The sequence below is a fragment of the Candidatus Nitrosacidococcus tergens genome, from assembly GCF_902810445.1.
Taxonomy (GTDB): domain Bacteria; phylum Pseudomonadota; class Gammaproteobacteria; order Nitrosococcales; family Nitrosococcaceae; genus Nitrosacidococcus; species Nitrosacidococcus tergens.
Map to the genome: position 1 here is coordinate 1072112 of NZ_LR778175.1, position 17457 is coordinate 1089568.

The 17457-nt window shown below is 38.2% G+C and carries 15 protein-coding genes; 6 read left to right on the forward strand and 9 right to left on the reverse strand.

Annotation, left to right across the window (positions count from 1 at the left end; all coding sequences use genetic code 11):
* Positions 1 to 410 precede the first annotated feature (410 nt).
* Together trmB and NSCAC_RS05200 are read left to right on the forward strand one after the other, a co-directional pair.
* On the forward strand, positions 411 to 1085 hold the full coding sequence (trmB, locus tag NSCAC_RS05195) for a tRNA (guanosine(46)-N7)-methyltransferase TrmB (RefSeq protein WP_197743796.1): 675 nt from the start codon (positions 411 to 413) through the stop codon (positions 1083 to 1085).
* Between the two features lie 177 nt (positions 1086 to 1262).
* On the forward strand, positions 1263 to 1577 hold the full coding sequence (locus NSCAC_RS05200) for a hypothetical protein (protein ID WP_197743797.1): 315 nt from the start codon (positions 1263 to 1265) through the stop codon (positions 1575 to 1577).
* A gap of 88 nt (positions 1578 to 1665) precedes the next feature.
* Here the strand turns inward: NSCAC_RS05200 and folC are convergent, their stop codons facing one another.
* Genes folC through truA form a run of 6 tightly spaced genes read right to left on the reverse strand, consistent with a single transcriptional unit; the run spans position 1666 to position 7278 of the window.
* Complete coding sequence (gene folC, locus NSCAC_RS05205) at positions 1666 to 2973, reverse strand: bifunctional tetrahydrofolate synthase/dihydrofolate synthase (protein ID WP_197743798.1); 1308 nt, start codon at positions 2971 to 2973, stop codon at positions 1666 to 1668.
* Positions 2974 to 2987: 14 nt separating this feature from the next.
* Complete coding sequence (gene accD / locus NSCAC_RS05210) at positions 2988 to 3854, reverse strand: acetyl-CoA carboxylase, carboxyltransferase subunit beta (protein WP_197743799.1); 867 nt, start codon at positions 3852 to 3854, stop codon at positions 2988 to 2990.
* Positions 3851 to 4663 carry a tryptophan synthase subunit alpha gene (gene trpA / locus NSCAC_RS05215; RefSeq protein WP_197743800.1) on the reverse strand — a complete coding sequence of 271 codons (813 nt, stop codon included), beginning with the start codon at positions 4661 to 4663 and terminating at the stop codon, positions 3851 to 3853. The genes accD and trpA overlap by 4 nt, the downstream gene beginning before the upstream one ends.
* Entirely contained in the window at positions 4660 to 5844 is a 1185-nt protein-coding gene (trpB, locus tag NSCAC_RS05220) for a tryptophan synthase subunit beta (protein WP_197745309.1), read from the reverse strand. The genes trpA and trpB overlap by 4 nt, the downstream gene beginning before the upstream one ends.
* Positions 5845 to 5854: 10 nt before the next feature.
* Positions 5855 to 6481, reverse strand: coding sequence for a phosphoribosylanthranilate isomerase (locus tag NSCAC_RS05225; protein WP_197745308.1), 627 nt, complete (start codon positions 6479 to 6481; stop codon positions 5855 to 5857).
* Between the two features lie 20 nt (positions 6482 to 6501).
* Complete coding sequence (truA, locus tag NSCAC_RS05230) at positions 6502 to 7278, reverse strand: tRNA pseudouridine(38-40) synthase TruA (protein ID WP_197743801.1); 777 nt, start codon at positions 7276 to 7278, stop codon at positions 6502 to 6504.
* 80 nt (positions 7279 to 7358) lie between these two features.
* On the opposite strand from truA, the gene NSCAC_RS05235 reads away from it, so the two are divergent.
* The 3 genes from NSCAC_RS05235 to NSCAC_RS05245 are packed head-to-tail and all read left to right on the forward strand — an operon-like array spanning position 7359 to position 11017.
* Positions 7359 to 9467 (forward strand): hypothetical protein, encoded by a 2109-nt coding sequence (locus NSCAC_RS05235; RefSeq protein WP_197743802.1) that lies wholly within the window; start codon positions 7359 to 7361, stop codon positions 9465 to 9467.
* Between the two features lie 9 nt (positions 9468 to 9476).
* Positions 9477 to 10205 carry an OmpA/MotB family protein gene (locus tag NSCAC_RS05240; RefSeq protein WP_197743803.1) on the forward strand — a complete coding sequence of 243 codons (729 nt, stop codon included), beginning with the start codon at positions 9477 to 9479 and terminating at the stop codon, positions 10203 to 10205.
* Positions 10202 to 11017, forward strand: a complete 816-nt coding sequence (locus tag NSCAC_RS05245) for an HNH endonuclease (protein WP_197743804.1) — start codon at positions 10202 to 10204, stop codon at positions 11015 to 11017. The genes NSCAC_RS05240 and NSCAC_RS05245 overlap by 4 nt, the downstream gene beginning before the upstream one ends.
* A gap of 47 nt (positions 11018 to 11064) precedes the next feature.
* Here the strand turns inward: NSCAC_RS05245 and NSCAC_RS05250 are convergent, their stop codons facing one another.
* The 3 genes from NSCAC_RS05250 to NSCAC_RS05260 are packed head-to-tail and all read right to left on the reverse strand — an operon-like array spanning position 11065 to position 15420.
* On the reverse strand, positions 11065 to 13245 hold the full coding sequence (locus tag NSCAC_RS05250; RefSeq protein ID WP_197743805.1) for a type IV pilus assembly protein FimV: 2181 nt from the start codon (positions 13243 to 13245) through the stop codon (positions 11065 to 11067).
* Between the two features lie 50 nt (positions 13246 to 13295).
* Entirely contained in the window at positions 13296 to 14396 is a 1101-nt protein-coding gene (locus NSCAC_RS05255; protein ID WP_197743806.1) for an alkene reductase, read from the reverse strand.
* A gap of 1 nt (position 14397) precedes the next feature.
* Positions 14398 to 15420, reverse strand: a complete 1023-nt coding sequence (locus tag NSCAC_RS05260; protein WP_197743807.1) for an aspartate-semialdehyde dehydrogenase — start codon at positions 15418 to 15420, stop codon at positions 14398 to 14400.
* Positions 15421 to 15674: 254 nt separating this feature from the next.
* Here NSCAC_RS05260 and NSCAC_RS05265 point away from each other — a divergent pair, with 254 nt between their 5' ends.
* Complete coding sequence (locus NSCAC_RS05265; RefSeq protein WP_197743808.1) at positions 15675 to 17447, forward strand: LTA synthase family protein; 1773 nt, start codon at positions 15675 to 15677, stop codon at positions 17445 to 17447.
* The last annotated feature ends 10 nt before the right edge of the window (positions 17448 to 17457 follow it).

Genomic DNA, 17457 nt, shown 5'->3' on the forward strand with positions numbered 1-17457 from the left:
ACTAGCCTTTGTCTTGTTTTAGAGTCTCCTGAAGTAGAGTTTAAAAATGCCTAGTAGTAATTGTTATGTTTCTCTCTAGATTGAGTAAAATGGTTAATTATTGGTATGTATCAATTAGTTAATTGAATTAGGCGAAATAGAAAACTAGTATTTTATTCTCCCTGAGAATAAATAACAAATTGAATTTGTTAATAAAAATTAACATTCCTATAATCATTAGGATAATAAGATAAAGCAACCTCTTTTCGTTTGCTTGTGAAGGGTTTTGCAGAAGGAGGAGAAAAATTCTCTTTAAGCGTTAAAAGGGATCAATGTGTTATTTTGGTGATAGCTAGGGGAGATATTAGCTAGCTAGTATCTGTAAGAAGAAACCATTAGAATTCCAGTTTTTTTTAAAATAGATTTCATTCATGTCTCACCCTCAACATCCTAATTCTGTAATTCGTAGCTTTGTCCGTCGGGAAGGACGAATCACGGTTGCTCAAAAAAAGGCCTTAGAACAACTATGGCCTAAATATGGATTGGCATTACAAGATGATAACTTAGAATTAGCCAGTATTTTTTCTACCCAAGCACCCATAGTGCTAGAAATTGGCTTTGGTAATGGAGATTCTTTAGCTCAGCAAGCCTTAGAGAATCCTACGATAAACTTTCTAGGAGTGGAAGTCTATCGCCCAGGGATTGGCCATTTACTTACCCAAATAGAATCTTTAGCTTTAACTAATACACGATTAACCAATGAAGATGGGGTTAAAGTGCTGACCAACCTTGCTGCTCAATCGTTAACAGGGGTACAGGTTTTTTTTCCTGATCCTTGGCCTAAAAAGCGCCATCATAAACGGCGATTAATTCAGCCTGCTTTTATAAAATTACTCTGGGATAAAATACAGCCTCAAGGTTGGGTACATCTAGCTACCGATTGGGAAGACTATGCTTTGCAGATAGATAGGGTGTTTAAAGAATATGCAGGATTTATCTCTTGTGCTGAGATGGGACATGCACCCCAGCGACCACTGACTAAGTTTGAACATCGGGGGAAAAAGTTAGGTCATAAAATTTGGGATCTGTGGTTTAAGCGAATTTAGTGCTTTTATTAATAAAAAATTAATATTTTGATTTTATAATCAAAATATTATTCTCTATATTTTAAATTGAATCAAATAATTAATGGCATCAATCTGTACTTATTAATAAAACTATTTTTTATCATGTAAAATTAATCAGTATATAAAAATTCTTACCGAATACGAGGTGTACAAAAAATGAAAAAAATTAAGAGTGTTCACTTTATAGAAAAGGTTGATGAGTATCGCTGTGTTGATAGGGATAATGATATATGGGAAAGTGGTGAGTGGGAGATCTCGCAAGATCAGATAGAACATCTCATAGGTGGCTATATTCTTTTACACAGAAACGAAGATGATCCTTCCTATCTTGGCGGTCGTATTAGTGATATTCGAAGTGGTACAAAAAAAGGGCGAGTAATTTTCCAGTTTGCCTTTGATTATAGATGCATTGGTAGAAATACGGATAGCTCTGGGTGGATGAGCGAAAAAAAATATGATTACTATGAGTGATAGGTAATTGTTAGAAATTACCCTAGCCAAATATAACAAAACTCCAAATAAGTGATTTATTTGAGGTTTTGTTATTGTATTTTTAAAATTAAAAATCCTGTATCTTGTCTATGTAATTACGATCTGTAGCAAGTCCTGCTTCTCGCATCGCTTCTTCTACTGTATGAAAAGACCCAAAAGCAAGTATTCGATCACCGGGTCTGGCATGTCTTATGGCTTGTAAATAAGCCATTGGGATAGTTGAGCATAAGCGGATTTTTTGAGGGTCAATAATAGAATTAATTCGCCAAAAAAGAGCTTCTTCTGCAAGCCCTCGCTCCTCCATTAATCCACCTAAAAACCATGTATGAATATGATTTTTAAGAAGCGCCACCGTACCTTCTATATCTTTATCTGCCAGCATACTAAATACCGCATAGGTTCTACCTTGTATTGGATATTGATCTAGAGATTGGGCAAGTAGTTGTGCTCCTTGAGGGTTGTGAGATACATCAAAGATTTGATCTACTGCCCCCGTAACCTGTTGAAATCTTCCTAAAAGAGCAATGGATTCTAACCCTTTAGATATAGATTCTTCTGAAGTAGGTAGCCGATCGTTGATGATCTCAAGTGCCATTAATACACTAGCAGCATTTTGATATTGATATATTCCTTTAAGGTTAGGGTGTGGCAGATGTGCATATTGCATATGTTTACTTTCCCAAGACCAATCCTGCTGGGTGATGTAATAGTGGTAATCTTCTCCAGCTTGATAAAAAGAAGTATTAAGCTCTTTAGCTCGCTTAATTAACGATTGAGGAGGATCAAAATCTCCGCAGATTGCAAATTGATTAGGACGAAAAATCCCTGCTTTTTCTAAACCAATTTCCTCTCGGGTATTACCTAAAATATGGATATGATCTAAATCCACGGTAGTGACTATCCCAATATCTGGATCTATGGCGTTTACCGCATCTAATCGTCCACCTAGTCCTACTTCTAATAGAGCAATGTCTATTTTTTCTCTATGGAAAATATCTATTGCGGCAACAGTACCAAATTCAAAATAACTTAGAGAGGTATTTTGGCGAGCCTTATCAATCCGATCAAATGAATCACAAATGACTTCGTCAGTGACAGGTATACCTTGAAGTTTAATCCGTTCGTTATAGCGAAATAGATGGGGTGAGGTGTAACTTCCTACTTTATAACCGGCAATCACTAAAATGTTTTCAAGCATGGCTACGGTAGATCCTTTACCGTTAGTACCGCTCACCGTAATGACAAGGAAAGGAGGTTGGGTTAACTCCATTTTTTGTAACACAGATCCTGCCCGAACCAATCCCGGATCAATTCTAGGCCAGTGGGCATTTTCTTGCCAGTCGAGCCAATCTTGAAGTTGGGAGAATCTAGCCATTAAAATCTATATCCTCAAGCAGGTGTTGCAGGCTGATGTGTCAGAATTGCCAGCAAGCTGGCAATCCGTTTGGGTAGCTCACGGCGATCTACAATCATATCAATAGCACCGTGTTCCAATAAGAACTCACTACGCTGAAACCCTTTAGGTAATTTCTCTCGTACGGTTTGCTCAATGACTCTTGGACCAGCAAAGCCAATTAAAGCATCGGGTTCAGCGATGTTAATATTGCCTAGCATGGCAAGACTAGCACTGACACCTCCCATTGTGGGATCAGTTAATACAGAAATAAAAGGTAGCCCGTGTTGATTAAGCCGAGCTAAAGCTGCACTGGTCTTACTCATTTGTAATAGGGAAAGTAGCCCTTCTTGCATTCTCGCTCCACCACTGGCAGAAAAACAAACCATAGGAATTTTGTAGGAAATAGCTACCTCTACCCCACGGACAAAGCGCTCCCCTACCACCGATCCCATAGAGCCGCCCATAAAATTAAATTCAAAGGCAGCCGCTACTACAGCTAATCCTTGTACCTGACCTTTTATTACGACAAGTGCATCATGCTCTCCTGCTGTTTTTTGTGCCTGAATAATGCGATCTTTATATTTTTTGGTGTCTTTAAATTTTAGCGTATCTACAGGTTGTAAATCGATCCCGATTTCCTCTTGCTCCCCTTGATCAAGAAATAATGAAAGTCGTCGTCTAGCACCAATACGCTTGTGATCGTCACAGCGAGGGCATACATCTAAATTGCGTTCTAACTCCATGTGATATAGCACCGAATCACAGGTACTACATTTTCGCCATAGCCCTTCAGGTACTGACTTGCGTTTAGGACCTCGAGTTGTTACTTTAGATGGAATAAGTTTTCTAAACCAATTCATAGGGTTGCTTTATCTATTTCCACTCTCATTGCGTGGAGGACAGCGCTCACTTGTTCTAAAATTTTTTCAGGCTCATTTTGATATTGTTCAATATATTTAATCAATGTAGTACCTACGACTGCTGCATCGGCTACTTCGGCAATTTGAGCTGCTGAATGGGGATCATGAATGCCAAACCCTACCCCTATAGGAATAGAGGTATAGTGACGAATAGAGGCTACTCTCTCTCCTACTTCTTTTATATCTAAAGTGTTAGATCCAGTGACACCTTTTAGGGAAACGTAATAAATAAACCCTTTTGCTAACCTGCAAACTTGCTCAATCCGTTTTGAGGTACTGGTGGGCGCAAGTAGGAAAATAGGTTCTAATTGATGCATACTATAAGCTTCAAGAAGTAATTTTGCTTCTTCTGGAGGGGCATCTACCGTAAGCACCCCATCTACCCCACAAGCAGCTGCTTCTTTAGCAAAGCATTGATAACCCATACTTTCAATAGGATTCAGATAACCCATAAGCACCACGGGGGTATCTAAATCTTTTTGGCGAAACTCTTTTACCATGGCAAGCACTCTAGGCAAGGTAGTTCCTGCCTTTAAAGCGCGCTCACAAGCTTTTTGAATCACTGGACCATCTGCCATGGGGTCAGAAAAAGGCACCCCAAGCTCTAAAATATCTGCCCCAGCTGCCACGAGCCGATACATTAAAGCAACCGTGAGTTCTGGATTAGGATCCCCTGCAGTAATGTAAGGAATCAGGGCTTTTTTCCCTTGCTGCTTCAAAGTATCAAAACGACAATCAATCCGACTCATAGGCAAACTCCTTGAGCCTTAGCTACCGTAGCCATATCTTTATCCCCCCGACCAGATAAATTCACAATAATGCTTTGATCGGGAAACATGGTAGGTGCTAATTTTATGGCATAAGCTAGTGCATGGCTACTTTCTAAAGCGGGAATAATACCTTCGTGTTTTATCAGGGCATAAAGCCCAGCAAGGGCTTCTGTATCCGTAACGGCTACATAGTTGGCTCGCCCTGTATCTTTAAGCCAAGCGTGCTCTGGTCCAACCCCCGGATAGTCTAGCCCTGCGGAAATAGAGTGGGTATCAATGATCTGACCATGATTATCTTCAATTAAATAAGTGCGATTACCATGGAGTACCCCAGGTCTACCTGCACATAAGGAAGCTGCATGACGACCTGTTTCGATTCCATCCCCTGCAGCCTCTACCCCATAGAGAGCAACTTCTTTATCTTGAATAAAGGGATAAAACAAACCCATGGCATTAGAACCACCACCAATACAAGCAACCAGTGCATCAGGAAGTTTACCGGTTTGTTCTAAAATTTGAGATCGGGCTTCTTGCCCAATAATGGCTTGAAAATCTCGTACCATAGTGGGATAAGGATGAGGACCTGCCACAGTACCAATTACGTAAAAAGTATTATCTACTCGAGTTACCCAATCCCGCATGGCCTCATTCAAGGCATCTTTTAAAGTACGAGATCCGGAAGTAACAGAAATTACCTCCGCTCCAAGTAGTTTCATTCGATACACATTAGGGGCTTGCCGTTCTACATCTTGAGCCCCCATATACACTGTACATTCCATACCCAAACGGGCGGCTACCGTAGCGGTGGCTACTCCATGCTGTCCTGCTCCGGTTTCTGCAATTAAGCGAGTTTTTCCCATTCGTTGCGCCAGTAAGGCTTGGCCTACCGTATTATTAATTTTATGAGCGCCCGTATGATTAAGATCTTCTCGCTTTAGGAAGATGTTAGCCCCACCTAAGGATTTGCTCCATCGCTTAGCAAAATATAAAGGAGTAGCCCTACCCACATATTGGATAAGATCTGCTTTTAATTCGGCTTGAAATTCTGGATCTTTACGATAGTATTCGTAGGCCTGACGAAGAGCTTCTACTGGCTCCATTAAGGTTTCTGCAATGAAGCAACCTCCGTAAGGGCCAAAATGCCCCTGATCATCAGGCATCATTTGATAATTATCTTGAATCGGCACTAGCTACTCCCTTCATAAACGCTGCCATTTTTATGGTATCTTTTATTCCTTTACTCTGTTCAATTCCGCCACTGACATCTACTCCATAAGGCTTAACTTGCCTAACACCTTGGGCTACATTCACTGGAGTTAGTCCGCCAGCAAGGATAATTTCTTTAGTTATATCTGTTGATATTTTATCCCAATTAAAAGTCTGTCCTGTCCCACCCGGTATGCCTTGTTGATAAGTATCTAGCAAAAGCGCAGCGGATTGTTTATAGATCTCTGCCACTTGTGGTAAGGAGATTCCTTCTTTCATGGAAATAGCTTTAATATAGGGTTTATTATAACAGTTACATTGGGCTGGAGATTCATCACCGTGAAATTGGATTGTATCAATAGGCAGTGCGTTTAACACATCTTTAATTTCATGCTCCTGTGCATTTACAAATAGCCCTACGATGGTGATAAAAGGTGGAAGATTTTGAGTAATTTCTATGGCTTGAGAGATAGTCACTGCTCGAGGGCTTTTAGGATAGAACACTAAGCCAAGGGCATCTACCCCATAATCAATGGCAGCAAGAGCATCTTCACGGCGAGTAATACCACAAAATTTTACCCGGGTTCTCATCATTTAAAAATCATTGTGCATTAGATGACGGCAGGATAGTTGGGCTTCGGTAAATCAAACTGTGCTGGATAATCCACACCTATCAAGTATAAGCCATCAGGCGGTGCAGTAACACCCCCCAACGCTCGACAACGGGCTTGAAGTACTTGTTCTGCCCACTGGGATGGTTGCTCTCCTTGACCAATGGTCATTAATACCCCTGCAATATTGCGCACCATATGTTGTAAAAAGCCATTGGCAGAGATATTCATAAAAATAAGATCTGCTCTTTGGATAAGCTCTAAATGATAAATAGTTCGTATTGGGCTTTTGGCTTGGCAAGCAGTAGCACGAAAAGAGGAAAAATCATGTTCTCCAATTAAATAGGTGCTCGCTGCTTTCATCTGAGCAAGATCAAGACAATGACAGCACCAAGTAATTTGCTTGTTATGAAGTGCCGATCGTACCCTTCGGGTTAAAATTCGATATTGATAATATCGGGCTTGGGCATCAAACCGAGCATGAAAGGTATCCTCTATAGGCTTTGCCCATAGCACCACCACATCCCGAGGTAAATTGGCATTACAACCAAATACCCAACTATGCTCTGGGCGATATACCTCCGTGTCAAAATGAATCACCTGCATCATAGCATGGACTCCTGCATCAGTACGACCCGCACAAATTGCTTTTACAGGATGATTAGCCACTTTACTAATAGCATGTTCTAATACTCTTTGAACCGTACGTACCCCTTGTTGCTGTTGCCAGCCAGAGAAATAAGTCCCTTCATATTCTATCCCTAAGACAATTCTCATATTAAAAATTTTTTCAGCTAGAATATGGAGCTAAAGAATATAAAAATTATTACCATTTTATTAAGTTATTTAGGAATCCTATGAATATCCTCTCTTCTCTATCTATTGAAACTTGGATTTGGATTACAGCAATTACCATTATTGGTTTTATTTTTCATGTTAAATTTAATGAAAAAGCCATTGCTTATGGCCCTGCTATTCTCACAACCCTTGGTATTTGTGCTACTTTTTTAGGTATCGCTTTAGGACTATATTATTTTGATGTCAATAATATTGAACAAAGCCTTCCTGAATTATTATCTGGACTAAGAACCGTTTTTTGGGCTTCTTTTGCAGGTATTTTCTGGGCATTAACCATTAAGCTTCGTTATTACTTTTTATTCTCTCACAAAGAAAGCGATAATACGGATCGTCCGATGATTTCTCATCAACAAGACATTGCCCCTTTATTACAGGGTATCCAACAAGCCCTAACAGGTAATGAAGAGACTTCCCTTGCCTCTCAACTTAAGCTCCTACGACAAGATTTTAAGGATTCATCCAAGGAAGTTAAAGATTCATTCAAAGCTGAATTAAGCGAATTTAGAGCAGAAAATAATAAAAACTTACACAATCTAGAAATCGCCCAAAATGAGACAATAAAAAAACTCTCTGAAATGGGAACAGAACCTTTGCTAGAAACACTTCAAAGTGCAATTCAAGATTTTAAGGATTCATCCAAAGAGGTTAAAGATTCATTCAAGGCTGAATTAGGCGAATTTAGAGCAGAAAATAATAAAAACTTGCACAATCTGGAAATTGCCCAAAATGAGGCAATAAAAAAACTCTCTGAAATGGGAACAAAATCTTTGATGGAAGCACTTCAAAGTGTAATTCAAGATTTTAATAATAAACTTACAGAGCAGTTTGGAGAAAATTTTAAAGAACTCAATAAAGCTGTGGGTAATCTGTTAGATTGGCAAGAAAACTATAAAAACCACATTGAGCAAATTACCCAACAATATCAAGCTATCCATAAATCTACAGAAGCTGCTACTAAAAATTATCAACAGCTGGTGGATAAATCTAGCATTTTTACTCAAGTTGCCAAGGATCTTTCAGGATTATTAACCGCCTTAGAAGATCAAAAAAAGACCTTAATCAGTACGCTAGAATCTTTGGGTATATTATTAACCAAAGCCTCTGGTAGCTTGCCTGAAATAGAAAATAAAGTGATGGAATTGACAGGCCAGCTCACCAGAGCGGTAAAAGATAGTCAAGATACCATCAATCAGTCCTTATCAGAAAATACGGCACTACATAAAGCAGCCATAGAGCAGGTTGGAGAAAATCTCAATCAAACGACCCATAGTTTACAAGAAAAATTAGAAGAATTGACTACTGACACGGCTAAAAACTTAACCAATTCAACGCAGATGTTAACTCAATCCGTTGAGGAGAATCAAAGAGTAGTTAATAACTCATTATTAAAGAATACCGAATTACATAAAAAATCAGTAAAAGAAGTTGGAGAAAAACTAGATCAGAGTACAAAAGATTTAGGCAAAGAGTTAAATAGCCTAGTTATTGAGATAGGCAAGAAAATCACAGCTTCGATTCAAAATTCCACTGGAAATTTAGAAAGTGCTATTTCTAAAGTAAGTGAACAAATGAACAAGTCAGTGAGTGAGTTTATCGATTCGTCCAGTACTCAGCAAAGAGTAGTTAATAACTCATTATTAGAGAACACCGAATTACATAAAAAATCAGTAAAAGAAGTTAGGGAAAAACTAGATCAGAGTACAAAAGATTTAGGCAAAGAATTAAATAACCTAGTCATTGAGATGGGCAAGAAAATCACAGATTCGATCCAAAATTCCACTGGAAATTTAGAAAGTGTTATTTCCAAAGTAAGTGAACAAATGAACAAGTCAGTGACTGACAATACCAATCAAATCCGTAATTCTATAGAAGAGATAGGACGAGATTTAAAGCAATTAAACCAAGAGTTTAATAGAAAAATCGAAGAGTCTATTGCAAGTACCAATAAACAAGTAGCTACTTTAGATAAAGCACTTTCTGAGGAACTTACTAAATCTTTAGAAAGTTTAGGGCGACAACTTACTAGTTTGTCGAGTAAATTTGTTGAAGATTATGAACCATTGACTAAAAAGTTACATGAAGTAGTGAATATTGCCAATCATAGATAAAAAATAATCATGATTCAGAATAACCAAAACCATTTACCTCGAGAAGATCATTGGATTCCTCTGGCTGATTTAATGACAGGATTGATGATCATTTTTATGCTGATAGCTATTAGCTTTATGATTAAAGTGAAACAAGAGGCATTAAAAGCCGAACAAGAAGCAATTAAAGTGAAGAAAATTGCTCTCATTTATAATGAAGTAAAGCTAGAATTATACCGTGATTTGTATCAAGAATTTGCTCCAGATTTGCCTCTATGGGGAGCAGAGCTAAAAAAAGATTTAACTTTACGGTTTAAAGAGCCAAAAGTGTTATTTGATACAGGTCAAGCTGCACTTAAGCCAAGATTTACTGCCATTTTAAATGATTTTTTCCCTCGCTATATTAGGATTTTGGGGTCAAACAAATATCGAAATTATATCGAAGAAATTCGGATTGAGGGACATACCTCCAGTATTTGGAATCAAAATACTACGGAGCATAAAGCCTATTTTTTAAATATGGCACTGTCCCAATCTCGCACCAGAAGTGTGTTAAGCCATGTATTTCTATTACCTCAAATTCAGAATGAGCGATTATGGCTAAAAAAGCATTTAACTGCCAATGGACTTTCTTCTTCAAAATTAATTTATCATCAGGATGGCACTGAAAATAAGCGCTCCTCCCAACGAGTGGAATTTAAAATTAAGCTCAATGCCGATGATCGGATTGCAGAGATTCTAAATATGGTGCGATCATGAAATTACCTGATTTTTATCAATTTGCTCCACTCAATGATTTGAAAGAGAAAATGGGAATCAAGAAAAATCACTATGGAGATTTTTCTATGACAGTAAACTTAAGCAATCAGCTCACTGAAGCGGAGCTCAAGCAATTAAACTCAGTTGAAGGGATTGAAATCTCTACCGATGCTATTGAAATTCTTGATGATGGTACTTTAGCTTATAAAGAAAATCGGGTACTGCTCTATATTCGAGATGTGCCAAGTTATTCTGGCAGAGAATATATCCCTAGATTTCATCTTGCGAACTGTAAAACACTTCACGAGATGCAAAGTACAGGGCGGTTTAATCGATATGTAGTTTCTACCCATACTGATGGGCAGTTCAAAATTAATATGATAATTGGTAATACATTATTTCCAGAAATACGCCCTTTAAACGTATGTAAAAACTGCTTAAGTAAGCTTAATTTTAATGGTTATGAATCTCTAAAACCGGGTAAACAGCGATCCCAGTTTGTGGCTGATTTTAAAATTGCTGATTTCTTTGCAAAATATCCCCAATCTCTTCATACGCAAACGCCAAAACACAACTCGGATAATGCACCACTAAATGTTTATCCTAATAATTTTGCTGGAATTAGTAGACAAGTCAAAGAAAGAGCAAACTGGCGTTGTGAGCAATGTGGTAAAGATTATTCAAAAGAGAAAATGAGGCTTCATACCCATCATATTAGTAGTGAAAAATACGATAATCGTCCTAGTAATCTTAAAGTATTGTGCCGATCCTGCCATGCCCAGCAACCCTATCATGAGCATATGAAAGAATGAAGAGAAAGTTAAGAGATAGTGCTATTTCTTTTTAGGGCAACTGCTTATTATTTCTTTCCGTAGGAAACGATTTTAATACTGTCTAAATCGAAATCCTGATAGTTGAATTCTTCTGTTTTATTATCATTCATTGAGGTTTGAGTGAATTTTTGCTCTGGATTTTGATCTGCTTTCATAAAGAGTGGAGAATTTAGTTCTAAGCTGATTTCATCACTATCTCCAATATCCTCTTTATCATAAGAGGGATAAACAGAAAAGGTAGCTTGCTCATAATTATCTTCAAAATAGTAGTTTGTATTTCCCGCTAGATTTATTTCTTCATGATCTACGCTCTCTTCCTTATCTAAGGAAAGATGGGGGTGAGTAAGACTATCACTAGGATCAAAATGATAAATAGTTTCTGTTTTCTCAAGGCTTATTGTTTCAACTTTATCTAAATTATTTTGTGTGGTTTTATTTGTTCCTGTTACATTTATATTTGCGTAGCCACTAATCTTTTTTAAGTCTGGAGGAAAAATTTCTCTGACCTCTATAGAGGCTAATTTCTGTTTTGGAGGAAAAAGTAGTTGCACTTTATTATCTAAACTATATTCTTGACTATCCTCATGATCATTAATCTGAAGAGCGTTTTCTATATCCTCCTCATCACTGCTATCACTATAGTTTTCTTGAGAATGTTCTTGGTGAAGAAGAGTAGGCGTACTTATTTGTTTCTTGATTAAGGTTTGCCATAGCAAGTTGTTATCCTCGTTCTCTTCTTCTTTCTTTTTGCCTAATTTAAAGGGGAGTTTGATGTTGCTTAAATTAAAAGAGGGCTGGCTAGATTTATCGTGTAAATCCTGCCACTTAGACTTTATTGTATGAATGATTCCAGAGATTTTACTTTTTTCCTCTTTGTATTCTTGATAAGAAATTTTGCTAGTTTCATCTTGATTTACCCTAGTATCTAATATTTCTTCAGATGCTGGATATTCTTCTATTGGTGTTTCTTCAAATGAATCCTCATATAGCAATTCTGCCTCTTCTTTTAATTGTGCCTTTCTTCGTCGATACCATAAGGCAAGTACAAATAATACCCCACTACCTCCTAGTAGAGGAGTTCTAATGGAATTAAAATCAAAGGATGTAGTTTGATTTACAGGTAGAGTGGGCGGTGGAGAAGGAGCTTTTACATTTTTTTGCTGGCTAATTTGAGGTTGTGTACTCGGTGCTTCACTTTTAGGTTTTTCAGAAGTAGCGGTTGTGACTAGATTTGATGGTTGATCGTGGGGAATAGAGGTTGAACTGGTCTGTATATTTTGTTTCTGTACTGGTTTATCTATGCTCTCAATAAGAGATTGAATGGTTTGATCTTGATCCCTGAGTCGATTATTAATTTGAATAATTTGATCTTCAAGGATTTCAATTTGATTGATGTAATTTAACCTTAATTCTCTTTGAGTAAAGTTAAATGTGCCGGAATTTTCTATAAACTCATCTTCATCATCAAGAATTTCTGCACTTTCTTGCACGACATATTGATTGTGTCGATCTTTCCAAGCCTTCGTTTGCTGTTGTACTTGATTAGCCGCTTCATTAGCAGAAGTAATGGCTAATATTTCTTCTTCACTAGGAATTTGAAGCATTTCTCCTACTTTTAAGCTATTAATATTTCCACGAAAAAACGCCTCTGGATTAGTTTTTTGCAGTGCCAGCATCATTTGTTGGATAGTAATGGGTGAATGGGAAGGAAGTAATTTTCGGGCAATAATCCAAAGGGTATCAGAAGAGGAGGTAGGTCCGTAAGTATTGGCAAAACTTTGTACTGTGTTAGATACAGATGCTTGCTTTTTATTAGTGTGGGGTAAGTCAAAAAGTACGGTATATTGTTTTAGTAACTGACCTTTAGGCCAAGATACAGCAACTAAAAAGCTGATAAAAGGCTCTTGAATATGTTCTCGGGAGCTAGCGTGCACAAAAACTTTTTTGTCCCTGTGCCCTAACTTAAAACTTAACTGTCTTAGTATAGAGGAGTAACTTAGGTCTGCATGGGCAAACTCCTCCTCTGAGGCAAGCTCTATTTTGAGCTCTTTTGGAGAAATTTGCCCTATATCGTAGAGTGGTATTTCTGCTTCAAAAAACTGACCAAATTTTGATTTAACCTGAATCTCACCAAGACTTATGCCATAACTATTCCATGATAGAAAAATAGATAATATTCCAAGAGCCAATAGGTAAGCGGTTTTCATTTTTTACTTTTTTTATTTTAATAAGACAAAGCATAATCACTATTTTATCTTTATTCTGGTAGTGATGGGTAATCTATATAACCTTCTTCATTTCCACCCCACCAACCTACTGAGCGAAGTTCATTATAAATCCCCCCCTGCTTAATCCGTTCAGGTAAATCCGGGTTAGCGATAAATAATCGGCCAAAAGAAATAAGATCAAACGTGCCTCGGGTAATATAATTAGTTGCTGTCTCTGGTGTGATGCCACCATTGCCTATTAATACCCCTTGGTAATTAGGCTTAATCATCTCTATGAGCTGTGGCATCTCTTTCGATTCTTTCGCCCAAGCATTAGTATCAGTAAGATGAATATAAAGTACCCCAAGATCACTTAGCATTTTCGCCACTGCACTATAGGTTTCACTTGGGTTAGGATCTAAAGCGTTATTATAGGTAGCGGTAGGAGAAAAGCGAACCCCTAGCCGATGAGCACCTACTTCGCCAATCACTGCTTGAGTAATTTTTTTCAAAAACCGCAGGCGGTTTTCTAGGCTCCCTCCATAGTCATCTTCACGGCGATTGACAACTGGGGATAAAAACTGCTGAATTAAATAGCCATTGGCACCGTGAAACTCTACCCCATCCATCCCTGCTTTGATTGCATTGATTGCCCCTATCCGAAAAGCTTCAATGGTTTGTTCAATATCGGCGATAGTCATCGCTTGAGATGGAGTGGCTACAATTTTAGTATAATAACCACTAGCTAACTGTCCGTAAACATTAAGAGAATCTAAATCATCATTTAATCCAGAAGGAGAAAGGGGAGGATATCCATTTAGAATGGTATAAGCACCTGCCCGACCCCCATGCCAGAGCTGCATAAAAATTCGTCCGCCCTTACGGTGCACTTCATCGGTAATTTTTTGCCAGCCTCGTATTTGATCTTCAGTATAAATTCCTGGTGCTTTTTCAAAGGCACAGGAACGAGGAGAAACGCTTGTGCCTTCCGTAATAAGCAATCCTGCAGAAGCCCGTTGTCCATAATAGGAAATGCTCATAGAGGCAGGTACATCTCCAGCCACAGCACGGCTTCGAGTCATAGGGGCAAGCACAATACGATTGGGTAACTCTAAGCTACCTAATTTTATTGGACTAAAAAGAGTAGGCATTTTATAGATGCTCCTTAATCAATAATTCTGCAATTTGCACACTATTTAAGGCAGCCCCTTTGCGGATATTATCTGAAACCACCCATAAATTTATACCTTGAGGATGGGAAATATCCTCTCTAATCCTACCTACAAACACGCCATCTTTGCCTGAAGCTTCAGTGACTGCCGTGGGATAGCCACCATCTTTACGCTCATCTATCACGGAAACACCAGGTGATTTTTCTAATAGTTCTCTTACTTCAGCTGCAGTAATTTTCTTATGGGTTTCAATATGTACCGCTTCAGAATGACCATAGAAAACTGGAACCCGAACAGCAGTAGGATTGACTAAAATAGAATCATCTCCTAAAATTTTTCTCGTTTCCCACATCATTTTCATCTCTTCTTTGGTATAGCCATTTTCCTGAAAAGAATCAATGTGAGGCAGTACGTTAAACGCAATTTGCTTAGGATAAACTTTTGGGGAAACTGGACGACCATTGAGTAAGTTAGAAGTTTGCAAAGCAAGTTCTTCAATGGCCTCTTTGCCTGTACCTGAAACAGCTTGGTAAGTGGCTACATTAATCCGCTTGATTCCTACTGCATCATGAATAGGTTTTAAGGCAACCAGCATTTGAATGGTAGAGCAGTTAGGATTAGCAATAATCCCATGATTTTTATATTCCTTAAGGGATTGAGGATTGACTTCAGGAATAATGAGTGGAATCTCTTTGTCATAGCGAAATTGGGAAGTATTGTCGATAACAATACAGTTTGCAGCAGTAGCCTTTGGTGCATATTCTGCGGAGATCCCTGCTCCTGCAGAAAATAACCCAATTTGTACTTTAGAAAAATCAAAGTCTGCCAGATTCTCTACCGTGAGTTTTTTGTTACCAAAATCAATTTTTTCTCCAGCAGAACGCTCGCTTGCGAGTGGATAAATTTGACTAACGGGGAAATTACGCTGTTTTAGTACTTCTAACATGGATTGTCCCACTGCTCCGGTGGCACCAACAACTGCTACATCAAATGTCTTACTCATTAAAGATATTGGCCTAAATAATGTAAAACTAAATAATACAAAAATTATTGCTTATTTGAAATTAGATATATGTATCCATAATATAAATTGGTGCTTAATAAGAAATTGTTTTTTAAGACTATTTATTTCCTTCTAGTGAATATTATGGCATTTGCAGCTATTTTAAATAACTTGAAATAATATCTGCTAATTATATACAGAGATAATTTTCTAATTATTTTAAATGAAATCTATTCTAATAATATTTGGCATTTATGTATAAGAGAAAAGAGATAACTGCTTTGTTAAGCCTACCCCTATTGTTTATTTTTTTATCTATTGGTAGGGCATTGCTTAGTGAGCAAGGTGACCTAGTCTTAGTAGGATGTCATGGATGTCTTATCCTCCCTACACTACAGCATGATCTTATTTTAATAGCTACATTTTTGATTGCCTCTATTTTATGGATTAAATTACCTCGCTACCTGAGATGGGCTGCCTTATTGATACAGATGGGGTTAGTTTTTGTAATTACAGCTGATCTTATTATGCTAGCTGAATTTGGCATGCGTTTGAGTTGGCATGATGTCATTAAATTTGGCGGAGAATTCAAAGCTATTAAGAGCTATATAGAGATCAAGTTAGCCACAATAACTGGGATTCTCACACTGATAGGAGACACCATTTTATTGATTAGCTGGATAAGCCATCTAAGGGCAGCCAATTATCTAGGTCAGCAAGGTATTAGATGGCTAATGATGAGCGTCTTTGCTTGTGTTTTGCTCTATATGCTGCCTACCATGACACATCATCCTTTGCCTTGGCTATATCGCAATGTGGTAGAAATTAATCTTCCTAGTGGGGTTGATCAAGTCTATAGCCAAACTTATCAGGCACAGCTGAAAGCTCACTATAAACCACCTCCATGGGTATGCACTCAAGGACTTGGATTAAGGCAAAATGTCATTATTGTGTTGATCGAATCTTGGTCGTGGTACCACAGCAAAGATCGACTCGGCGTTATGGATGCTACACCTCATCTTGATCAGCTTGTTCAGAAAGGCACCGTATGGACTCAGTTTTTCTCCAATGGCTTTACTACTGATCATGGTTTAATTGCTTTGTTAGGGGGCATTGTACCTCTACCTGCGGTTAATCGCTACCATAGCCTTGAAGGTTATGCGGGTTTTGACAAGCTATCTGCTACTTTGCCTCAGCGTCTTGCAGCTGATGGCTATCAAAGCTATTTTTTTACTACGGGCGATTTAAATTTTATGGATAAGGGAATATGGCTAAAAAAGCTAGGATTCCATTATATAGAAGGAGATGATCATCCCTTTTATCAAGGTATGCCAAGATTTGCGTTCAACGCTGCCCACGATGGATGGCTGTATCAGCGTTTTTTAACATGGCTGGATCATGAAGTACCAGAGAAACACCCTTATTTGGCTGTATTAGAAACGGTGACCACCCATCCACCTTTTATGAATCCAGAAACTGGTCAACAAGGGGAGCAAGCAGCTTTTCGTTTTGCCGATACCCAAGTGGCATATTTTGTGAAAGAACTTGAACAACAGGATTTTTTTAAAGATGGATTACTTATCTTAACGAGTGATCAACGGGCACTTACCCCTTTACGTGCAGCTGAAGTCCAAGCCTTTGGGGATGTTGCACCGGCCTTACTACCTCTTATCATATTAGGAGGATCACTTAAGGGAGGTGAACCTATCACTACTGCAGCCCAAATGGCTGATATGCCTGCTTCTTTGGATTATCTGCTTACCGATCGTAGTTGCCAATATCAAGGACGTGGGAATTTATTTACTATCCCTCCTAAATCTCCACAGTGCATTCTTCGCCCTCAAGGAGATCAGCGAGATATTATTGATGCCTATTGTGGTACTCAGCATGCCCAGATTAAGTTGGATGGGGATCATACACGAGTCATTGAAGGTAACCTTCCCGATGCTGAAAACATCATTCAACAAATTAATCTACAACGTATTTTACTAGGTACCCAAAATATTAATTTTACACATATTATGTAATCGCTTTTTA

What these genes read in the sequence shown, in the direction of transcription:
- NSCAC_RS05245 (WP_197743804.1), top strand. Translation starts at nt 10,202, where the DNA reads ATGAAATTACCTGATTTTTATCAATTTGCTCCACTCAATGATTTGAAA.
- NSCAC_RS05240 (WP_197743803.1), top strand. Translation starts at nt 9,477, where the DNA reads ATGATTCAGAATAACCAAAACCATTTACCTCGAGAAGATCATTGGATT.
- truA (WP_197743801.1), bottom strand. Translation starts at nt 7,278, where the DNA reads ATGAGAATTGTCTTAGGGATAGAATATGAAGGGACTTATTTCTCTGGC.
- NSCAC_RS05265 (WP_197743808.1), top strand. Translation starts at nt 15,675, where the DNA reads ATGTATAAGAGAAAAGAGATAACTGCTTTGTTAAGCCTACCCCTATTG.
- NSCAC_RS05225 (WP_197745308.1), bottom strand. Translation starts at nt 6,481, where the DNA reads ATGAGAACCCGGGTAAAATTTTGTGGTATTACTCGCCGTGAAGATGCT.
- accD (WP_197743799.1), bottom strand. Translation starts at nt 3,854, where the DNA reads ATGAATTGGTTTAGAAAACTTATTCCATCTAAAGTAACAACTCGAGGT.
- trpB (WP_197745309.1), bottom strand. Translation starts at nt 5,844, where the DNA reads ATGCCTGATGATCAGGGGCATTTTGGCCCTTACGGAGGTTGCTTCATT.
- trmB (WP_197743796.1), top strand. Translation starts at nt 411, where the DNA reads ATGTCTCACCCTCAACATCCTAATTCTGTAATTCGTAGCTTTGTCCGT.
- NSCAC_RS05235 (WP_197743802.1), top strand. Translation starts at nt 7,359, where the DNA reads ATGAATATCCTCTCTTCTCTATCTATTGAAACTTGGATTTGGATTACA.
- NSCAC_RS05255 (WP_197743806.1), bottom strand. Translation starts at nt 14,396, where the DNA reads ATGCCTACTCTTTTTAGTCCAATAAAATTAGGTAGCTTAGAGTTACCC.
- NSCAC_RS05260 (WP_197743807.1), bottom strand. Translation starts at nt 15,420, where the DNA reads ATGAGTAAGACATTTGATGTAGCAGTTGTTGGTGCCACCGGAGCAGTG.
- trpA (WP_197743800.1), bottom strand. Translation starts at nt 4,663, where the DNA reads ATGAGTCGGATTGATTGTCGTTTTGATACTTTGAAGCAGCAAGGGAAA.
- folC (WP_197743798.1), bottom strand. Translation starts at nt 2,973, where the DNA reads ATGGCTAGATTCTCCCAACTTCAAGATTGGCTCGACTGGCAAGAAAAT.
- NSCAC_RS05250 (WP_197743805.1), bottom strand. Translation starts at nt 13,245, where the DNA reads ATGAAAACCGCTTACCTATTGGCTCTTGGAATATTATCTATTTTTCTA.
- NSCAC_RS05200 (WP_197743797.1), top strand. Translation starts at nt 1,263, where the DNA reads ATGAAAAAAATTAAGAGTGTTCACTTTATAGAAAAGGTTGATGAGTAT.